Below are 19,776 nucleotides of genomic sequence, written 5' to 3'. Positions count from 1 at the left end.
ATGGGAATGGGAACATCTAACTGGCAGAATTTATCTTTTTGTGTGGATCTGATCCGGTATGTCTCTCCGAAGTCCGTACTGGATGTCGGCGTTGGATTTGGCCGTTGGGGAATGATCTGCCGCGAATATTTAGATGTTTGGGAAGGGCGCGTATTCCGCACATATTGGGATACGCGAATCGAAGGGATTGAAATTTATCCGGTCAATATTGATTCATATCATTCCTGTTTCTACAATATCATCCATGTTGCGGATGCATTCGATCATATACAAACGGAGGTTCAGCCAGGACAATTCGATCTGATCATTCTGGGTGACGTTCTGGAGCACTTTACAAAAGAGCGGGCGCTTGTGCTGCTGCAGACCTGTATTGAAAAATCCCGCTTTGTCCTGCTAAATATCCCGATTGGAACAGACTGGCCGCAGGGAGCAGTGTACGGTAATGATTTCGAAACCCATTTGAGCACATGGACAACGGAGGAGCTGGATCTGCTTCCCGTAGTCGACAAAAGGCATTTTAGGGATTACATTAACCGTGATTTCTCCACGTATTTGTTTTCGATGCCAGGCAAGTAAAAGAGAAGGGAGGTTTACGCGATGTCACCTGAAGCACATCTGCAGACCATGGTTACGAAAGTACCGCTGGAATTGTTGTTTACGGATTTCATAGAAGAGGAACATAAAGCCGAAATTCCAAACTACACGGAAGCCTGGTATGAAGTTCATACAAGATATGCCGATCTTCCAATTATTCGGTTGTCACCCCATTTGCAATTGTACCGTCACCTTATGAATCAAGGGGGGGATCCGAAGTTGTATCTGGATTGGCATTCCTCCATATATATCACCCGTGATATGAAGGTGCCTATTTCGGATAACGATTTATTGGAGCAGCGGCGCATACAATATGTCACGATGGCTGCCTTGTTCGCCAATGATAAAGAGCATTTCAACGAAGATCCGATTCTGGTCCAATATAACAGGAAAGGCGGTTATTTTCACGTGAAAGACGGCCACCATCGAGCCATCTTTCAATACTGCAGCGGAGTTAGGCAGGTCCCGGCCCGAATGACCGTTCGCGATTATGAGGAGTGGAAGCATACGGATGCTGTGAACCAGGTGACCGAGGTCTTTTCCCGCCATCTTCGAACCCTGATTTATACACCGATTTTGAATCCTCACTTCATGCATTTGAAGAGTGAACGGGATGATGTCTATCCGACCCGTATGGATCTGATTATGGAGTATCTGGGTTCCTCATCCGTTCGAGGAAAAAGGGTAATCGATATCGGCTGCAACATCGGATTTTATGCCAGACACTTTACGCGTCAGGGGGCTATCGTCACAGGTTATGAGCCAATGGCTGAGCATTACGAGCTGGCAAGGCAGCTGAACGTTCTCGAACGAGTTCATTTTGATCTCAAGGAGGAGCGGTTTGAACGCTCAAGTCTTACGGAAACATATGATATCGGGTTGCTACTAACCGTATTCTATCATGTGATGGACGATCTGCCGGCGCGGGAAGCATTTCTGAGGAAATTGGACCAGAGTGTTACAGGAGTTCTATTTTGGGAATCAGGGGCCGAGCCGGAGAAGGAAAAGGCTATTTTGTTTAGTGGAACACAATTTGACAGATATGAGAAATTGGGGGATACCGAAGGGACCGGGAAGAAAAGAGAATTTGGTGTTTTTCTGAAATCATCATACAAATCCGGCAGCGCTATATGAATGGAACATCTTCTATAAGGAAGGTGTTTTCTTTTTATTCTTTACTGAAAAATGATATATTGTAAGAAACAAATAGATAAAATGGGAATTTATAATGGGGATAAAACATAGAGAAATGAGCTGATTCTATTCTATGAAAAAGATCGTTCTGGCTGGTGGAACAGGTTTTATCGGAACTTATCTTGCGAAAAAATTCACGAAAGAGCAGCAAGCACAAGTACTTATGATATCCCGACGGAATGGCCATATCCCATGGAACGATCAAGAAGCGATCGTCGCTGCTCTGGAGGGGGCGGATATGCTGATTAATCTTGCAGGTAAATCGGTCAATTGCCGTTACGATGAGGAAAATAAGAAGCTGATTCTGAAATCAAGAATAGATACAACGAATATACTCGGCACGGCTATCGAGGCATGCCGTACTCCTCCTCGTACATGGTTTAATTCTAGTACGGCCACGATTTATCGCCACGCTGAAGATAAGCCGATGACGGAGGAACAGGGTGAAATCGGGACAGGTTTCTCGGTTGAGGTTGCCAAGGCATGGGAGCGCGCTTTTTTCTCGTTCTCACTGCCTCAAACAAAACAAATCGCTTTACGCATTGCCATCGTGCTGGGACCGGGGGGCGGCGTCATGACACCTTATGTTAACTTGGTAAAATACGGACTCGGTGGCGTTCAAGGGACAGGCAAGCAAAAGTTCAGCTGGATTCATGTAGAGGATTTGTATCGTATGATCCTGTTTTTACAAGAAAGAGCAGAGCTGAGCGGGATATTTAATTGTGCCTCCCCTCATCCGGTTACGAACAAGGAACTAATGGAGCAGCTTCGGCTTGCATTGAATCGCAGAATGGGATTGCCATCACCCAAATGGCTGCTTGAACTGGGAGCCCGGCTGATTCAAACCGAAACGGAACTCGTGCTGAAGAGCCGATGGGTCATTCCGGACAGACTCTGCAAGGCAGGATTTCATTGTACATATGATACGCTGAATAAAGCACTGGCTGACTTCTTGAAGCGATAAGTGGATTTTAACGCCTTGGTGGATTACGCATTGTAAAAATGATTGCATATGGAAACGGAACGGATAGAATGAATTTATTAGATGAGAGAGGGAGTGTACTGTAATGAATTCTGCGTTTACGATTATGGAGGTCGACCAATTAGAAAGCGAGACGCATCATCAATTAACGGAACTATTGATTCGGGTAGTAGAAGATGGGGCATCGGTAGGATTCTTACGGCCGCTGTCTTACGATGAAGCTTTCGCTTACTGGGAGGATGTGCTTGGCCCAGGGGTTACCCTGTGGGTTGCCGTACAGGATGGGCAGGCGATTGGCACGGTTCAGCTGCAATGCGCCATGAAGGCAAATGGCAGACACCGGGCCGAGGTAGCAAAACTGATGGTGGATCCTGTATCTCGCCGCGGAGGTATCGGCAGAACGTTGATGCTTCATCTGGAGCCGAAAGCCAAGGCAGAGGGTAGAACGTTGTTGGTATTAGATACCCGGGAGGGGGACCCCTCCAACAAGCTGTATCAGTCTCTGGGTTACATCCAAGCTGGGATTATACCCGATTATGCCATATCCTCTAACGGCGAACTGGACGGGACGGTGCTGTATTACAAACGTATCTAAGCCACGAAACGGAGGGGTTGGATGGATCGAGATGAGCGATTCTATCGCAAATGGACTCAGATCCGGGCGAAGGGGAGAGGCAAATTCGTACTATCCCGAGGACTGGCTCACGGCTTATTTCTATATGTTGTGTGGGCTGCAGCTACCTGGTTTTTTGACAAGGACCGGTTTGATCCTGATTTTTTTATAACACGGTATTATTATTATTTTTTGATCTATATGATTGTCGGCTTCCTTATTTCTAGCGGAGCATGGAGAGGTAAAAACACCCGTTATGACAAATTGACCCGGTCTTATGAGAAACAGCGGAAGAAGAACTTGCCGTAGCGGCGAGTTCTTTTTTGCTTCTGGAATGGACGTCGATAGACGTTTTCTACTATCGGCCGTCGGCATTACTAGCCTTTTCGCCCAACATGGTATACTGTTTTTTAGCAGCAATTAGAGAAGGGATTGTGGTTATGGGTTACCAGCTGACCGAACGGGTGATCAAGTTATTATGCGGAAAGACCTCCTACGATCGCGGCGGGGTTTTATATAGAGATGGACATGTTACGATGTTGAAACAAGATACGGACACTCGGAAATACGAGGCTGAAGTGACGGATCAGGAGCCGGGTATCGCCTATGCCGAGATTGACTCGAATGGGGATGTATTCACGGAATGCAGCTGTATCGATTATGGATTCTCCCGGAAGCGATGCAGACATATTGCGGCTCTGCTCTTGAATATCCGTGATATTGAGCAAACGGTGGAAGCACCCATGCGCCCCTATCCATCGTTATTACATCCTTCTGACGGCGGAAATAATGGAGACGGGCAATTAACACCTCGGTACTCTACGGAGCATGAGAGAAGCTCGGACGAAGGGGAGCAGGATGCGCGGCTCAGCAGCCAGCTGCTCGGATTGTTCTCTTATTCTGCAGGCCGGAGGGCTACGGCAGCATCCAGGTTTGACACCCGGGAAGTTCTGGAGATGGAGTTCATTTTCAAGTTATATCCTTACGGAAATCGGAAATATCTGTTTGGCGTTGAACTGCGAATCGGTAAGAAACGCTTGTACATTGTGCAGCGGATCCGAGAGTTTCTGGCGTGTGTAAAACTCGGAGAGACCTGCATGTTCACGAAGAATTTCACGTACGATCCGGAGCAACACAGCTTTAAAAAGGAGGATGATGATATTCTCCATGAGCTGATTCGTATATACGAGCATGAAAGCATGTTTAAACAGTCACTGGACATGTATGCTCCGCATGGCAAAAAGGGAGGCGGCGACCGAATGCTGATTATTCCTCCCACTTTTTGGCCTGAGGTTAGGGAACGAATATCCCATTCGAACCATTCCCTGCTGTCTTTGGACGGGATCCTCACGGATAAGCTGGAATTCGTTCAAGATCCGATCCCCCTTCAATTCGAGTTTGATGAAGCAGGGGATGATCACTACCTGATGAAGATCGAGGGACTGGAGCGAATGATCGTTCTGGAGGGATACGGCCTCGTCATTGTGGACGGTAAGCTCATTCAGCTTGAATTGGATGCTTGCAGAAGACTCTCCGAGATGAAGGAGCTGCTTGAGAATTCGAATAAACCGCATATCCGGATTCAACCTGAGATGATGGAGTCCATTATGGAACGGGTGGTTCCGGGACTGATGAAGCTTGGAAGTGTCCACGTGGCACAGACCGTATCGGACCGCATTGTCAAAACGCCTTTAAAAGCGAAGCTCTATCTGGACAGGGTGCGTGGCCGGCTTTTGGCCGGACTCGAATTTCAATACGGAGAAATCACCATTAATCCGTTGGAGGGACATCGTGCAACACGCAGCAGCAGCTCAATCCTCGTTCGCGACGGAGAGCAGGAGCAGCGGATTCTAGAGCTTATGGAAAACGCCTCCTTTGCCAAAACGGATGGCGGCTTCTTCATGAACGATGAGGATGCCGAATACGATTTCCTGTATCATACGATCCCGCAGTTGGAGAAGCTGCTGGTTGTTTATGCAACGACAGCCGTGAAGGAACGGGTGCTGACTGAACCGATGGGAGCCAAGGTGCGGGTGGAGGTCGACGAACGGACGGATTGGCTTGAATTGAAGTTTGACATGGAGGGGATTCGGGAAGCCGAAATCCGGGAAATCGTCAAATCGCTTGAAGAAAAACGAAAATATCACCGGTTGCGAAACGGAGCGCTGCTTCCGCTGGAGAGCGCCGAGTTCCAGGCCATGGTTGCCTTAATGAACCGGGTAGGGCCTTGGTTATACGAAGGGGAGGGCACAGAATTCAAAATGCCGGCAGTCCAAGGACTTCAGCTGCTGGATTGGGAGGAAACGGGATCAGCGGTCCAGCTTGGCCGATCCTTGCGCCGAATGCTGCAGCACGTGAAGAATCCGGATCATTTGGATTTTGCCGTGCCGCCGAGCCTCGAAACGGTCCTCCGGGATTATCAGAAGTTTGGTTTCCAATGGATGAAGACGATGGCCCATTACCGCTTCGGCGGCATCTTGGCCGATGACATGGGCCTCGGTAAAACCATTCAGAGCATTGCTTTCATTCTGTCGGTGCTCCCGGAGATCAGAGAGCGCAGCGAACCTGCACTTATCGTGGCGCCTGCCTCACTGCTCTATAACTGGTTTAACGAGCTCCAGAAGTTTGCGCCCGAGATCAAGGCCGTCATTGCCGATGGCACGCAGACCGAGCGGACTAAGATTATACAGAATGCGGGGAACGCAGATGTTATCATTACTTCGTACCCGCTGCTCCGCAGGGACGTTGAGCGGTATGCGAAGCTGCCGTTCTTAACGTTAATTCTGGATGAAGCCCAATTCTTCAAAAATTATACAACGCAAACGGCTCAGGTTGTCAAAACGCTTCATGCCCGTTATCGGTTTGCACTGACAGGCACCCCGGTCGAGAACCGGCTGGAGGAGCTGTGGTCCATATATGACGCCGTTTTCCCGGCACTCTTTGGAGATCGAAAAGCGTTTCAGGAATTGCCGAAAGAAACCGTGTTGAGGCGGGTGCGTCCCTTCCTGCTTCGCAGGCTGAAATCGGATGTGCTCAAGGAGCTGCCGGAGAAGATCGAGACGGTTCAGGCATCAAGCCTGCTGATCGAACAGAAGAAGCTCTATACAGCCTATCTTGCGAAGTTAAGACAGGAGACGCTCAAGCATTTGGCGCAGGATGGATTTCAGAAAAGCCGGATTCGCATCCTGGCGGGCATTACCCGTCTGCGCCAGATCTGCTGTCACCCGGCCCTATTCGTGGAAGGCTATGAGGGCAGTTCGGCCAAGTTTGAGCAGCTCCTGGAAACCATTGAGGAATGTCGTCTTGCAGGCAGAAGGATGCTGGTATTCTCCCAGTTTACGGGGATGCTGAATCTGATTGCCGGGGAGCTCGGATATCGGGGGATCCCGTTTTTCTATCTGGATGGACAGACTCCGGCATCGAAGCGGGTGGAGCTGTGCGAACGCTTCAACGAGGGAGAACGGGAAGTGTTCCTCATCTCGCTGAAGGCAGGCGGAACGGGGCTGAACCTGACCGGGGCCGATACGGTGATCTTGTATGACCTGTGGTGGAATCCGGCTGTGGAGCAGCAGGCGATGGACCGGGCCCATCGCATCGGACAGAAGAAGGTTGTGCAGGTGATACGGCTGGTGGCTCAGGATACCATCGAGGATAAAATGGCTGCTCTGCAGCAGAAGAAGAAGGATCTGATCGAGGAACTGGTTCAGCCGGGAGAAGAGTCGCTTCCAAGCTGGACCGAGGCGGAGATCCGGGAGCTGTTGTCCCTTCAGAGCTAAACTCATGGGTATGGATGGCGCTCGAGTGCAAAAGATGACAAGGAGTTGTTGTTTTGAAAAAAACAATGTTTCTCATACTGGCAGCCGTGTTGGTCGTCATCAGTTACATGCCGCTTTTCCTGGGTGGATATGTATACAATGAAGAGCAGGCCTTGCAGCGCTTGCATCCTGCGTATACCGGGGATAAGTTATACGAGAGAATAGGGGATCATCACAAGCTGATCGTCTGGCATGATGGCAACGTGAAGATGGTCACCCTTATGGAAAGTAAATGGGGACTGCTGCACCGTGCTTCGAACTCGGTCGTTCTGGAACGGGGATCCGAAGATGAGCCCTTTACTCGGATCTGGTCTGCTAGCCGTCGCGGGGAGGATATGTATGATACCTTACTGGCGGTCGAGACTTCAGAGAACGAGAGCAGGAAGATCATCGTGACTAATGAGCCATGGGATGATGAGCCGATCGATGATCTGGATCAGATCAAAGCCTTGTCCGGGGTCTACATTGAAATGGATGTCGAACAAGGATATGCCGTTCATTATGAACAGCTGCCTTCCGATCAAATCGGAGGTTTTATATTTCGAAGTATCGATTCCGAAGGGAATATTCTCTCCGTTCATCCTTAGCTGATGGGCGCAGAACATAAACGCTGATATAATAGCTGTATAAGATTGATGTAACGTATACTCCAGTTATAGAATAGGACGGTTTCCGGGATGATATCTTTTTTACTAACGTTAAAACGTCTTTTCAGCGGTCTGTTTCGAGCGTTTAAGCAGCGGTATTTTGTAGCGCTGTTTGTGCTTATCGTCATCATGCTGTTATCGGGCACGATGTTTTATACCAGACAAGAAGGCTTGCCGGTGCTGGATGCACTTTATTTCTGCGTGGTTACCTTGAGCACGGTAGGGCATCCGGAATTCGTGCCGCAGACGCCGCTTGGTAAAACATTCACGATGGTCTATATTGTCGTCGGAACGGGTTTATTCCTGGGGATGGCCGGACAATTGGCGTATGCCTTAATCCGAACGAATCAAAGGGATGAGAAGTAAACAACGAATTCATAATGAAAACGAAGAAACAGCCCTGGCGCCGGGGCTGTTTCTTTTCTTATGGAAAGACGGATGCGAGATGCTTGGTAAATCAATCCACAGCAGGTCTATTCAACTGTCACCGCGAAATAAAAGCTGGCTTCTCCTTGATCCAGGGGCCATGTGCAGTGAATTTCGTACAGGTACGAGCCGGCTTTCGCTGGTACGGTATATCCATCGTTACCTGAATCCGTCAAGTTGAGAATGGTGAAGCCTTGTATTCCTTCGGGTGGCTTCGATTGAATGTCGGCACCGGCTTGGACCGCAACCGGCGTCATATCCTCAAGCCTGGGACGGGCCGCATCCGTCGTCGCGCAGTTATCCCCGTTGCACCACGAATAACCGCCACGTTGCAGCTTGATCTCGGTGCCGTCAATGCTTACCTTGGGCAGCGGAGGTTCGGCGGCTTTCACCCACAGGGTCTGAACGGCTTTGCGGGCATTTTCCTTCGAGATCGGCGTTACGTTCTCAGACCTGGATCCGATGTAGTACCCGGTACCGAACACCATGATTAGAAGAACACTGTATAACACCGGCCGCATTTTTTTCATGTCCAGCTGTCCCCCCTTTTATATCCTTTGTCTCATAACTTGCTAGAAAATATGTTATAATTTTGAAATCAGCACTTCCATTATAAACCAATCACGGATAGCAGGCGTTATATATTATGAGATTCTTTGAAGAGGATGAAACCTATGACAATAAAATGGTTAGCGTGGGCCAAGGAGATGCAGGCCATCAGCCAGGCCGGACTGGAGTATACGAGGGACGTTTATGACAAGGAACGGTTTGAGCAGCTGAGGGAGCTCAGCATCCAGATCATGCAGGAGTATACCGAGGCGGGCGAAGAGAAGATCCGTACGCTGTTTGCGAGTGAAACCGGATACCAAACGCCGAAGGTGGATGTCCGCGGCGTTATTTTTCAAGACGGAAAGCTGCTGCTGGTGAAGGAAAAGGCCGACGGGGCCTGGGCGCTGCCGGGAGGATGGGCGGACATCGGCTTATCCCCTGCGGAGGTCGTGGTGAAGGAAGTGAAGGAAGAGGCCGGTTACGACGTGCGTGCAGGGAGGCTGCTGGCCGTATTGGACAAGAAATTTCATAACCATCCGCCTTCGGCCTTCCACGTGTACAAAATGTTTATTCAGTGCGACATTACGGGCGGAGCTGCAGGTGTGGGGACCGAAACGTCCGCGGTCGGTTTTTTCCCTCAGGACGAACTGCCGCCGTTGTCCGAAGAACGGAATACCAAGGAACAGCTGAAGAGAATATTCGAATTCGAGAACAACCCGCATTTGCCGACTTGGCTGGATTAAAACATATAACAAAGGAGCGTAGACAATGTGATAGGCTTTAAACCTTATAAAGACGTACCGGATGAATCAGAAATCAGGCGTAGATTTCATGGGCGGATCAACATTTTCTTTTTCAGCGCATTTTTAATCTTTTGCGTCATTATCGTTCGAATGGCCATTTTGCAGTTCGTTGAGGGACCTGAGCTTGCGAGTCAGGAAACCGGAGGAGAGCAGAAGCATTTCCCGCTGCAGCCGATCCGGGGGTCCATCATCGATGCATCCGGCACCAAGCTTGCTTATTCCACGGCTTCAAACTCTTTATATATTACGCTCATGAAGGATTACAGCAAAAAGACGGACAAGGGCAAAGCGAACAGGCCGGAAGCGGAGGAAATGGCAAAACGAATTGTCCAAGCGTTTAACAAGTATGGGGACCCCGAGGCAGAACCGATTACAGTGAAGAAAGTGATGGACGACCTGGATTTGGAATATAACAAGCAGCATGGTTATGAACCCAGACGCATCAAGACGGATTTGACGAAGGAAGAGATCGCTTATTTTATGGAGAATCGTGCCAAGTTCCCCGGCATCCAGATTGTGGAGGAGAATGTTAGACACTATGACCCGGATACGGTGGCCGTTCAAACGATCGGGTACTTAAAGAAGTTCAGAGGCTCCAAAGACCTTAAGGTTTATGAGGCTATTGATCAGAGCAACAAGGATCAGAAAAATCCCGGCTTGATCTACACGGAAGAAGAGTGGATTGGCTATGACGGATTGGAGCAGATGTTTCAGGAAGAACTGCGCGGCAAGAGCGGATATTTAAACATCCCGATTAATCCCCAGAATATGGTAGATGGCGTTCCGACGATGGTCGCTCCCGAAAAAGGTCACAATATCCACACCACGATTCATAAAGACATTCAGCTTGCCACGGAGCAGGCCATTATGGATCAGCTTCAATATCTTCATACCCATCCGGTATCGGGAAAGCTTCATAAGGAAGCCTTAACTGGATACGCGGTCGCCATGGAGGTGGATACCGGTAATGTAGTCGCGATGGCGAGCATGCCGGATTACGACTCGAATGTGCGGGTAAATGGTGGCAAGATTACGCCGGATATCGTGGATTCGTCGGGAAACGGCACGATTACGATCTATGGATCAGGTCGCTCGGGAAACGGCTTTGAATCCACGATCTATCTCGGTTCCGTCATTAAACCGCTGACCGTGTTGATTGGGCTGAATGAGGGGTTATTTGGCTTGAACGAAACATATCCCGATAAAGGGTACGCTTTAATTGGCCGGGAAGGATATGAAAAGTCTATCTCCAACTCGGGCGGACATCGAAATGGGCCCATAAAGCCACAGCAAGCAATCCAGCAATCATCGAACGCCTTTATGATTGATATGATTGGCAAAAGGCTTGTCAATAAGTATGGTGGGGAGAAGGGTGTTACCGTCTGGGAAAAGTATATGATGCAGTTTGGTCTTGGCGTTACAACGGGAAGTGGCTTGCCTGGAGAATTTAAGGGTCGTGGGGAGTATACCAATACGGAGGCAGCCGGAAGTAATCTCGCTGCGTTAGCCTATGCTTCTTTCGGACAGATGGGAAAATACACCCCGCTGCAGCTTGCCCAATACACCGTCATGCTGGCGAATGAAGGCAAGCGGGTCAAGCCGCAGCTGGTTAGCAAAATCACGGATCAGGATGGCAAGGTGGTCAAGGAATTCGGTCGCGAGGTTCTGAACGAGGTCGAGTTCCCCAAAGCGTATTGGCAGACCATTAAGCGGGGGATGAATACCCAGGGGTTGGCAGCATTCGATGATTTTAAATATGATTTTGCCCGCAAAACGGGAACCTCCGAGCAGGAAGCTAAGGTGAATGGAAGATGGCAAAAGATTGATAACGGCGTCTTCATCGCCTTTGCTCCGCGAGATAATCCGAAGCTGGCAGTTGCCGTGGTTGTGCCGGAGGGCGGCTTCGGCTCGCAAAGCGCTGCGCCGATTGCGAGGAAAATATTCGATGCTTATGACGAAGTCTATGGACTTGATGGAACACCGCATCCGAAGAAGACAGATGAGCAGAAGGACAGCACTCAAGACGAGACAGGGGACAATGAATAAACAGCGTAGACGTAGAATCGTGAAGATTAGCGATGGGAAAAGGGGCGATAAAGCAATGATTTTGAATGTAATTATCCTTGTTATAACTGTCCTGTTAACCGGTTATTTTTCATTAAAATATCGCTTGTGGAAACGCATATAACAATAGGCAGGTTGTAGAGGCGCACTTGATCCTCTCCAATCCTGCCTTTTTTTGTAACTCATTTCATCAATAAGGATTGTCCTTGTTCTTCAGCACTTCCGCGAGAAAGGTCAGAGCCAAGCCTTGACCCCAGCCCTGGATTCGCTTATCGGGCACGCCTCTGTAACCTGCGGCGTCTTTCATGACGGCCGTTCCCGCGGATACGCCGGTTACGGTGCCATCCTCAGTAATCTTGGACAAAATACCGTCAATCGATTTCTGCGTGTATTTATTATAGATGCGTCCCTTGGTCAGCAGGGCGGCGGCGATGCCGGCCGAGCCGGACGTTTCCAGCGGGGATTGCGGATCGCTTGTAATCGTATGCCACAGGCCGGATTCATGCTGCAGCCGGACCAGGGCGCTGAGCTGGTCGCGCAGCGATCCTTCGATGATCATGAAGGAAGGATGCGTAACCGGCACGAGCTCCAGTGCACGAGCCATCGTGATGGCGGCCCAGGCATTGCCCCGGCACCAGAACACGCCCGACATATGGTTGCCGGCAATATTGTCCCAGCCGTGGTAATAGAGATTCGTAACAGGGTCCTGCAGGCAATCTTCATGGCCATGATACTGCTTCAGGCCATCCTCGAAGTAATCCTCCCGGTCCAGCATCACGCCGATCCGAAGCAGGAAGTAGCCTGCCATGAACATCGTATCAACCCACGCCTGCTCCGGAAAGTTATACGTTTCGGAGTTCACCGTATGCTGAAAGATGCCGTTGCCGAAACGCAGCGCATCATGCGTGAGAAACTCGGCCATTTCCTTGGCCGTTTCAATATACCGCTCATCTTCATAAACCTCGTATAAGGTCAGCAGGGAATGACCGATGGAGACGCCGTTGACGGACAGCTTGGGCAGCCCATCCTCCATATTTTCATCGACCCAGGCTTTCAGCTGTTCCAGATACTCCTGTTTGCCGGTGGCCTTATAGGCTTCGCATACTCCGTAAAAGGCGACCCCGCCCGGCCAGTCCCAGCTGAAATCCATGCGAAAGGTCCGGTCGACCACGCGGTCTATGACAAACTCAATCTGTTGATCATCAAATACAAGTGCAGGCATGATGAGAAACTCCCTTCATATTCTATTTGCTTCTATCTGTATGAATTACCCTTTCAATCCCGTCGTGCTGATTCCTTCCACGATATATTTCTGGAAGATAAAGAAGACGATGACGACCGGCAGCAGCGATAAGGTAGCCATAGCAAACATGCCGCCCCAGTTATTAAGCGACTCCCCGTCAAGGAAGAGCTTCAAGGCAAGTGACACCGGGTATTTCTCCGGATTGTTCAAGTAAATGAGCGGATTGATGAAATCATCCCATCTCCAGTAGAAGGAGAATATGGAACACGTAATGAGAGCGGGTACGATCAATGGCACAACGATCCGGAAAAATATCCCGTATTTGCTGCATCCGTCAATCTTGGCGGCTTCATCCAGTTCCTTCGGAATGGTGCGGATAAATTGCATGATCAGGAAGATGAAGAACGGAATGCCGAAGAATTGGGGAACAATTAATGGTTTGAAGGAAGACAGCCAGCCGAATTTGGCGAACATCACATACTGCGGAACGATCACGACATCATGAGGCAGCATCATCGTAATCATCATGCAGGCGAACCAGAATTGCTGACCGAAGAACTTGGTCCGAGCCAGGCCGAAGGCGACAAGCGCAGAGGAAGCGACGGCACCGATGGTGGATATGATGACAATGATAAAAGAATTTTTAAAGAAGGTACCGAAGGTAGTCCCGGCAAAACCCTTCCAGCCTGTAGCATAATTCGAGAATTCCAGCCGACTCGGAATCAGGCTGTAAGCCGTCGTGAATATTTCATGATTGGGCTTCAGCGAGCTGGCGACCAGCCACAGAATCGGATAAGTCATGCAGAGGGCGAACAATCCGACCAGGGTATGGTAGAGAACACGTCTGGATTTGGTCATAACCGTCAATCTCCTTTCGACTCGTAATGAACCCAGCGGGTAGATGATCTGAAGATGAGCAGGGTCAGGACACCAACGATAATGAGCATGATCCAGGCAAGCGCCGACGCGTATCCCATCTCAAAATGCGAGAACGCCTTGCGGTACAAATAGAGCGAATAGAGCAGCGTCTGGTCCAGGGGCCCGCCTTCTCCGCGCGAAATAATGTAGGCCGGAGTGAAGGTCAGGAACGCCGAAATCGTCTGGAGCGTCAAATTAAACAAAATAATGGGGCTGAGCATAGGCAGCGTAATCTTGAAAAAGCGATGGACCGCATTGGCACCGTCCACGCTGGCAGCCTCATAGTAATCCTTCGGGATATTTTTCAAACCAGCCAGAAAAATGATCATCGAGGAGCCGAACTGCCAGATAGACAAGGCGATTAGTGTCCATAGCGCCGTGCTCGGATTTCCGATCCAAGAGGTCGTGGAATGGATCCCGAAGAGGGAAAGGGCAGAGTTCACGAGTCCCTTGTCGCCAAAGATCTGCTGCCACATGATAGCCACGGCCACGCTTCCGCCAATGAGAGAGGGCAGGTAGAAGGCAGAGCGGTACAGCCCCACCGCCTTGGTTGCGGTATTCAGGATCATGGCAACAAAGAGGGCGAAGATAAGGCGGAGGGGGACACTGGCAAATACATAGGTGAACGTGACCTGGAACGATTTGCCGATCTTGTCGTCCTCCAGGAACAACCGTTCATAATTCCCCAAGCCCAGCCATCTTGGCGCTTCCATCAGATTGTAATTGGTGAACGAATAATACAGGGACGACAGAATTGGATATAAGGTAAAGATGAGAAAACCAAGAACGAACGGCGCTGAAAACACGTAACCGGTGATGTGCTCGTTCTCACGGAGCCTCTTCATAGATTTCAACCCCTACGATTCAGATTTGGTTGCGCCCCGTGCAGGGGTCACTGATGTAAAAAGGCATCTCTTGCACGGGAAAGACGTGCCGGAGATGCCTTGTCTAGCCGTGTCCTGGTTATTGCTGAGATCTGGCCAAGATGGCATTCGCTTCCTTGCGGAACTCGGCCGCGGCATCTTCGATCGAGATTTTCTTGAACAGGATGCGTTCGCTGAGATCTCGCAGCAGCTTCTCGATCTCTACCGCGCCGATCGGGTTAGGCGGATCGCCTGGCGTGCTGTTGGCCTCAGCCCAAGTAACATAGTCGAAAATCTTGGCTTCGTTCTCGGAGAGGAGCGGCTTGAGCGCTTCCTTCACCTTGGCGGATACGGGAACGCCGCGTTCGCCCTTGATCAGCTTGTTGGCCTCAATGTCGTTGATGAAGAAGCTGATGAATTTGGCGGCTTCTTCTTTATGCTTGGAGGTTTCGGTGACCGAGAAATACATCGATGGTTTCAGGAAGAGTCCTTCTTTTGTTCCGGGTCCCGGCATCGGATTCAGCTCCAATGGACGATCGGTTACCAGATTGGCCACGGCGAGGAATTGGTTGGACCAGCCGGTGCCTGATATAGAGTTGCCCAGGACAATTTCATCCTCTTCGGCTACGCCTTTCTTCTGGGCTTCCTTGTCCAGGGACAGGATATATCCGTTGTCGTACCATTTCTGGTAGCGGGTGAAGTAATCGATAAAAGGCTGGTCGTCGCTGTATCCGATGGTTTTGCCGTCAGCGCTGTACATTTTCTGCCCGATGGTTCTTAGGTAGTAAGGGAAGAAGACGTCATGCCGGTAAGCAAAGCCTCCGATTTGCAGGCCTTTTTCTTTGGCTTGTGCCCCCATCTTGTCCATGTCGTCCCAGGTCCATTCCTTGGACGGAATATCGATGCCGTTCTTCTTCATCGTCTCCACGTCGAATGTAGTCTGGAGTGCGTTCACGCCGAGGTTCATGGCAACCAGCTTGCCGCTGACCTCACCGCCGCTCAGCGCATTCTCGCTGACATCGGCGACATCAAGCTCGCCGCGCTCGGTAAACGGCTTCAAATCCGCCAGTTGATTCCGGCCTGCATATTGATTCAGGTAGGAGATGTCCATCTGGATAATGTCCGGAAGTCCGCCGGCCACCGCTTGGGGAGCAAGCTTCTTCCAATAGTCATCGAATGGAGCATACTCCGGCTCAATGGTGACATGCGGATTCTGGGACTCATACATCTCGATAACCTTCAAGGTATAATCATGCCGGGACTGACCGCCCCACCACGCAATGCGGAGCTTGACCGGATCCTTGCTATCGCTTGCAGCCGCCGGCGGCGTTTCCGTTCCGGTTCCGCCGTTTGCCGGTGGTTCTGCGGCGCCGCCGCCCGAACAGCCGATCAAACTTCCGATCAGGGAAAACATCAGAACCGCGTTTAACACTTTTTTCATTCCATTTCCTCCCCTTTGTTAATCAACCATTTCATGTCGCTCCAAATGTTAGTGCTTACATTCCCAATTATCTAGTGTTTGCGGGGAAAGAGTAAGGAAAAAAACCGTGCAATTTGTTTAAAAAGCAGAGATGTACGTACAAGTTAATCACTCTTTTTCATATATTCAGAGGGTGTACAGCCAATCTGTTTCTTGAACACTTGGCTAAAATATTGAGGATTATCGCCGAAACCGAGCCGTTCCGCCATTTCAAAAATTTTGATATCGGGATCGCTTGCCATCATTTCGGTTGCGCGCTTCATCCGAAGCTTCATCACGTAATTGGAGAACTTCTCGCCGGTCTCCTTCTTGAACAGCTTGCCGAGATAGTCGGCGTTCATATACAGCATGTCGTTTGCCACCAGATTGAGGGTAAGCTCCGAGTTCCCCAGCTGCTCCTCGATAATCTCAACCACCTTGCGGACGATGGCATTATATTTGACTTTGTTCTGCTCGAAGTTTCGCAGCGTGATTTCCCGTACCGTTTTCTCCAAGAAAGATTGAATGGCTTGAAGCGTACTCATCTCGGCGATTTCCGGAATCCGTGCATAGTGTTCTTGCATCCGATCCGGGCCGGTTAGACGGATGAGGGATACATATTGCTGAATGACATAGGATTTGGTCATGTCGATACTAAGCTGCGCATGCTTCAGCTCCTGAACACATTCGGCCAAGGCAAGCTCCGCTTCGTTGCGGTGGCCGGATCGGACCGGCATGCACAGGCGTTCCTCGTCGAGGACAAACGTTCCTTCCAGGCCGCCGGCGTGCAGCGTATCTTCCGTCGTGATCATCCCGCTCTCATCCAGATAGAAACGGTAGTTCAAGCATTGCAGCGTATCCCGGTACAGCTTCCGCGCCAGGATAACAGGTCCGGGATCGCTGATCGCGATTGTGACGTCCATCTTGTAATACTGTTTAAAAGTACACCGGATATCCTGCAGCTGCTCATGGAGCCGCTGCTGATCATGTTGGTTCTCGATTAGCACCAGTACATGCTGTCCGATCGTCGTACTCAGCAGCGTTGTGTCCAACAGATCCTCCGCAATGTTCTTCACGGCAAATTGATGCTCGTATTCGACGGTGCCCTCCAGCTGGAACAATAGCAGCCGTACGGGCTGATCGAAATCGTATTCGAACAGGCTTCGGTACTCCTCCAGATCATGGCGCCCATAGGTCTTGTTGGTGACAAACTCTTTGAGCACCTGTTCTTTGACATGGGGCAGTACCTTCCGGAGCCGGTTCTTCATCTCCTGGACAAACGTTTCCTTGTTCCGGTCCTGGGTCAACTCGTTGATGACCTCTTTCAGCGCTCCTCCGATCTTGACCTCGTCGGTCGGCTTCAGCAGATAATGCTTCACGCCGTATTGCATGGCGCGATTGGCATACTCGAATTCGCCGAAGCCGGACAGCAGCACGAATTTGATATGAGGATGGGAGGCGTGGGTCTTGGCAACGAGCTCCAGACCGTCGAGCCCGGGCATGCGAATGTCGCAAACGACGATATCCGGGCTCTCCCTGACGATTTTTTCATATGCTTGAATTCCGTTCTGGGCCGTACCCGCCAGCTCGGTTCGGTATGATCGCCAGTCCACCATCTGAGATATGCCATCCAGTATAATCCGTTCATCGTCCACAAGCAGAACTTTGTACATCCGAATCCCTCCGTTATTTGGGTAAATACAGAATTACACGGGTCCCTAGACCCGATCCGCTGTCAATGGACAAACCGTAGTGGTCGCCAAAAGCCAGCTTGATTCGTTCATCGATATTTAACAGTCCGATCCCGTTACCGCTGGTGGCCAAATCGCCATTTCGCAATTGCGTCAAGGTATCTGGTGCCATGCCGGGACCGTCATCCTCCACGATGACGCAGAACGCGGAAGGTGTCTCCTTGCAGAACAACGAAATTCGGCAAGGGTCAACGGACGGCTCCAGCGCATAATGAATTGCATTTTCGAGCAGAGGCTGGAGAGACAGCTTGGGGATTTTGCGGTGCAGATCCTGCTCTTTAACATCCAGCGTAAACTCTAGTCGGTCTTCAAATCGGAACTTCTGTATGAGGACATAGTTTCGGACAATCTCCAGTTCTTCACCCAGTGTCAGAATAGGCTCCTTCAGACTGACGGAGTTACGGAGAAGGAAGGCTAACGCTTGCACCATGTCCGAGATTTGGGTTTGCTTGTTCATCTTTGCCAGCCAGTTCACGGATTCCAGCGTGTTATACAAAAAGTGGGGGTTGATTTGCGCTTGCAGCGCTTTGAACTCGGTCTCTTTGATCAACAACCGGTTTGAATAATTCTCGGTGATGAGGGCATTGATTCTTTCGATCATGAGACGGAATGTGCGATGCAGCAGGCCCAGCTCGTTCATGGCGACAGGGGCTGCGTCCTGCGGGAGCACGTTGGCTTCCGCAAAGTTTCCTTTTTCCGCGAGCTTCATCCGGGTGATGAGACTTTCGATAGGACGTGTCAGACCCCGGCTGAACCGGATGCCGAGCAGAATCGCAACCGCGAAAATAACGGTGAACACGATGATGACAAGCTCTTTAATGAAAATGATTTGCTTGAAGGTTTGGTTAAAGGGTGTAACATTCATATACGTCCAGCCCGTGTTGCCAGATCGATTATGTGCGATAAAGTAGGTGTGGCCATCGATTTCCCGAGTTAGGTACCCGTTCCCGGACGACAGGGAGGATTGAATGACGACCGGATCGAAGTGCGGCGTTGCGGGATATATGACATCGGTACCGGAAGTTACGATCAGGTCGCTTTCCCCGCCGGCGGACTTCCGGACGATTTTGTCCATGTTGATGCGAATGATGATGGTACCCAAATAGTTAAGATCGAACAAAGTGCCGGAATAGGATCTTATTTCCCGGGAAAGTAGAAGGGCAGAATCCGTATCGTCAGGGTATATCCAGCGCTCTCCCCCATCCGCGTCCCCGGCAAGCTGAAGAATCAACTCCCTTTTAGTAGGATCAATCGGGACAACGCTGCCGACGTCCTGCTGCTGATCATACGAATCGATCAGGTGAATGGAGTAGAGCATGGGCTCGGAGCCTACGTAATTCAGGAGGCGGTCCACCAAATGCTGCCGGAGGATGAGCCTGTCATAGTCGGATTCGCTTCCGGCGATGGAACGTAATATATTCTGGATCTGGGTATCGGTAATGATATTAAAAGATAACTGTTCGATCCGCTCGAGCTCTGCCTCAATCGCGGAGGAAGACAGGTGAAGGACCTGGGATGATTTGAGGTACAGCTGCTCGTCGTAGATGGAGAAGGCATACTGCTGGACGATGACGGCGAACGTGAATGCCATTGCAACAATTAAGCTGATAAGAAGGGAAAGCTTATTTTTGATTTTCATATTTTTATAAATCGTTATCCATTTTTGCACGGCAACGTCTCCTTGCGCTGGTCCCAAAATGTTGTGTACACATTATGTACCGGGCTGTAAACGCTGTCAATACAAGCGCTGTTATTCCAGCGCCTGGAATAATTAAAGAGGCTTTGCTTATGTAGTCGGTTATTTGAACAAGGAGAACGGTTATTTGAATTTATGTTCGGAGGCTCGCAATTCATA

17 protein-coding genes are annotated in these 19,776 nt (G+C 50.1%); 10 read left to right on the top strand and 7 right to left on the bottom strand.

Going from position 1 to position 19,776, the window contains the following annotated elements:
• Positions 1-6: 6 nt before the first annotated feature.
• From MKY82_RS23025 to MKY82_RS22990, 8 genes are all read left to right on the top strand, one after another.
• A complete protein-coding gene (locus tag MKY82_RS23025) occupies positions 7-576 on the top strand; it encodes a methyltransferase domain-containing protein (RefSeq protein ID WP_194543682.1) in 570 nt (189 codons plus the stop codon).
• 21 nt (positions 577-597) lie between these two features.
• Positions 598-1,728 carry a methyltransferase domain-containing protein gene (locus tag MKY82_RS23020; protein ID WP_339294433.1) on the top strand — a complete coding sequence of 377 codons (1,131 nt, stop codon included), beginning with the start codon at positions 598-600 and terminating at the stop codon, positions 1,726-1,728.
• Between the two features lie 133 nt (positions 1,729-1,861).
• Positions 1,862-2,752 carry a TIGR01777 family oxidoreductase gene (locus MKY82_RS23015; protein WP_339294432.1) on the top strand — a complete coding sequence of 297 codons (891 nt, stop codon included), beginning with the start codon at positions 1,862-1,864 and terminating at the stop codon, positions 2,750-2,752.
• Positions 2,753-2,855: 103 nt separating this feature from the next.
• A complete protein-coding gene (locus MKY82_RS23010; protein ID WP_339294431.1) occupies positions 2,856-3,365 on the top strand; it encodes a GNAT family N-acetyltransferase in 510 nt (169 codons plus the stop codon).
• A gap of 21 nt (positions 3,366-3,386) precedes the next feature.
• Positions 3,387-3,692, top strand: coding sequence for a hypothetical protein (locus MKY82_RS23005; protein ID WP_339218508.1), 306 nt, complete (start codon positions 3,387-3,389; stop codon positions 3,690-3,692).
• A 131-nt stretch (positions 3,693-3,823) separates the two neighbouring features.
• Positions 3,824-7,159: an SNF2 helicase associated domain-containing protein gene (locus MKY82_RS23000; RefSeq protein ID WP_339294430.1), complete on the top strand. Its 3,336-nt coding sequence runs from the start codon at positions 3,824-3,826 to the stop codon at positions 7,157-7,159.
• A 53-nt stretch (positions 7,160-7,212) separates the two neighbouring features.
• Positions 7,213-7,785 carry a hypothetical protein gene (locus MKY82_RS22995; protein ID WP_194543677.1) on the top strand — a complete coding sequence of 191 codons (573 nt, stop codon included), beginning with the start codon at positions 7,213-7,215 and terminating at the stop codon, positions 7,783-7,785.
• A 90-nt stretch (positions 7,786-7,875) separates the two neighbouring features.
• Positions 7,876-8,211, top strand: a complete 336-nt coding sequence (locus tag MKY82_RS22990; protein WP_339294429.1) for a potassium channel family protein — start codon at positions 7,876-7,878, stop codon at positions 8,209-8,211.
• 107 nt (positions 8,212-8,318) lie between these two features.
• Here MKY82_RS22990 and MKY82_RS22985 read toward each other — a convergent pair whose 3' ends face one another.
• Entirely contained in the window at positions 8,319-8,801 is a 483-nt protein-coding gene (locus tag MKY82_RS22985; protein WP_339218501.1) for a hypothetical protein, read from the bottom strand.
• Positions 8,802-8,945: 144 nt separating this feature from the next.
• Here MKY82_RS22985 and MKY82_RS22980 point away from each other — a divergent pair, with 144 nt between their 5' ends.
• Together MKY82_RS22980 and MKY82_RS22975 are read left to right on the top strand one after the other, a co-directional pair.
• Positions 8,946-9,563 carry an NUDIX hydrolase gene (locus MKY82_RS22980; protein WP_220684516.1) on the top strand — a complete coding sequence of 206 codons (618 nt, stop codon included), beginning with the start codon at positions 8,946-8,948 and terminating at the stop codon, positions 9,561-9,563.
• 27 nt (positions 9,564-9,590) lie between these two features.
• Entirely contained in the window at positions 9,591-11,669 is a 2,079-nt protein-coding gene (locus tag MKY82_RS22975; RefSeq protein ID WP_339294428.1) for a penicillin-binding transpeptidase domain-containing protein, read from the top strand.
• Positions 11,670-11,877: 208 nt separating this feature from the next.
• On the opposite strand, the gene MKY82_RS22970 is transcribed toward MKY82_RS22975, so the two are convergent.
• The 6 genes from MKY82_RS22970 to MKY82_RS22945 form a co-directional block, all read right to left on the bottom strand.
• Positions 11,878-12,909 (bottom strand): glycoside hydrolase family 88 protein, encoded by a 1,032-nt coding sequence (locus MKY82_RS22970; RefSeq protein WP_339294427.1) that lies wholly within the window; start codon positions 12,907-12,909, stop codon positions 11,878-11,880.
• A gap of 45 nt (positions 12,910-12,954) precedes the next feature.
• On the bottom strand, positions 12,955-13,788 hold the full coding sequence (locus tag MKY82_RS22965) for a carbohydrate ABC transporter permease (protein WP_113057348.1): 834 nt from the start codon (positions 13,786-13,788) through the stop codon (positions 12,955-12,957).
• A gap of 5 nt (positions 13,789-13,793) precedes the next feature.
• Positions 13,794-14,693 (bottom strand): sugar ABC transporter permease, encoded by a 900-nt coding sequence (locus MKY82_RS22960; protein WP_009589786.1) that lies wholly within the window; start codon positions 14,691-14,693, stop codon positions 13,794-13,796.
• Between the two features lie 118 nt (positions 14,694-14,811).
• Positions 14,812-16,152 carry an ABC transporter substrate-binding protein gene (locus MKY82_RS22955; protein ID WP_339294426.1) on the bottom strand — a complete coding sequence of 447 codons (1,341 nt, stop codon included), beginning with the start codon at positions 16,150-16,152 and terminating at the stop codon, positions 14,812-14,814.
• Positions 16,153-16,295: 143 nt separating this feature from the next.
• Positions 16,296-17,843, bottom strand: coding sequence for a response regulator (locus MKY82_RS22950; RefSeq protein ID WP_339294425.1), 1,548 nt, complete (start codon positions 17,841-17,843; stop codon positions 16,296-16,298).
• Positions 17,844-17,856: 13 nt separating this feature from the next.
• Complete coding sequence (locus MKY82_RS22945) at positions 17,857-19,590, bottom strand: sensor histidine kinase (protein WP_339294424.1); 1,734 nt, start codon at positions 19,588-19,590, stop codon at positions 17,857-17,859.
• Positions 19,591-19,776 lie beyond the last annotated feature (186 nt).

This window comes from Paenibacillus sp. FSL W7-1279 (genome assembly GCF_037969845.1).
Classification (GTDB): Bacteria; Bacillota; Bacilli; order Paenibacillales; family Paenibacillaceae; genus Paenibacillus_AQ.
Note: the sequence above shows the minus strand (reverse complement) of the source record. Positions and strands in the feature narration are given on the sequence as shown.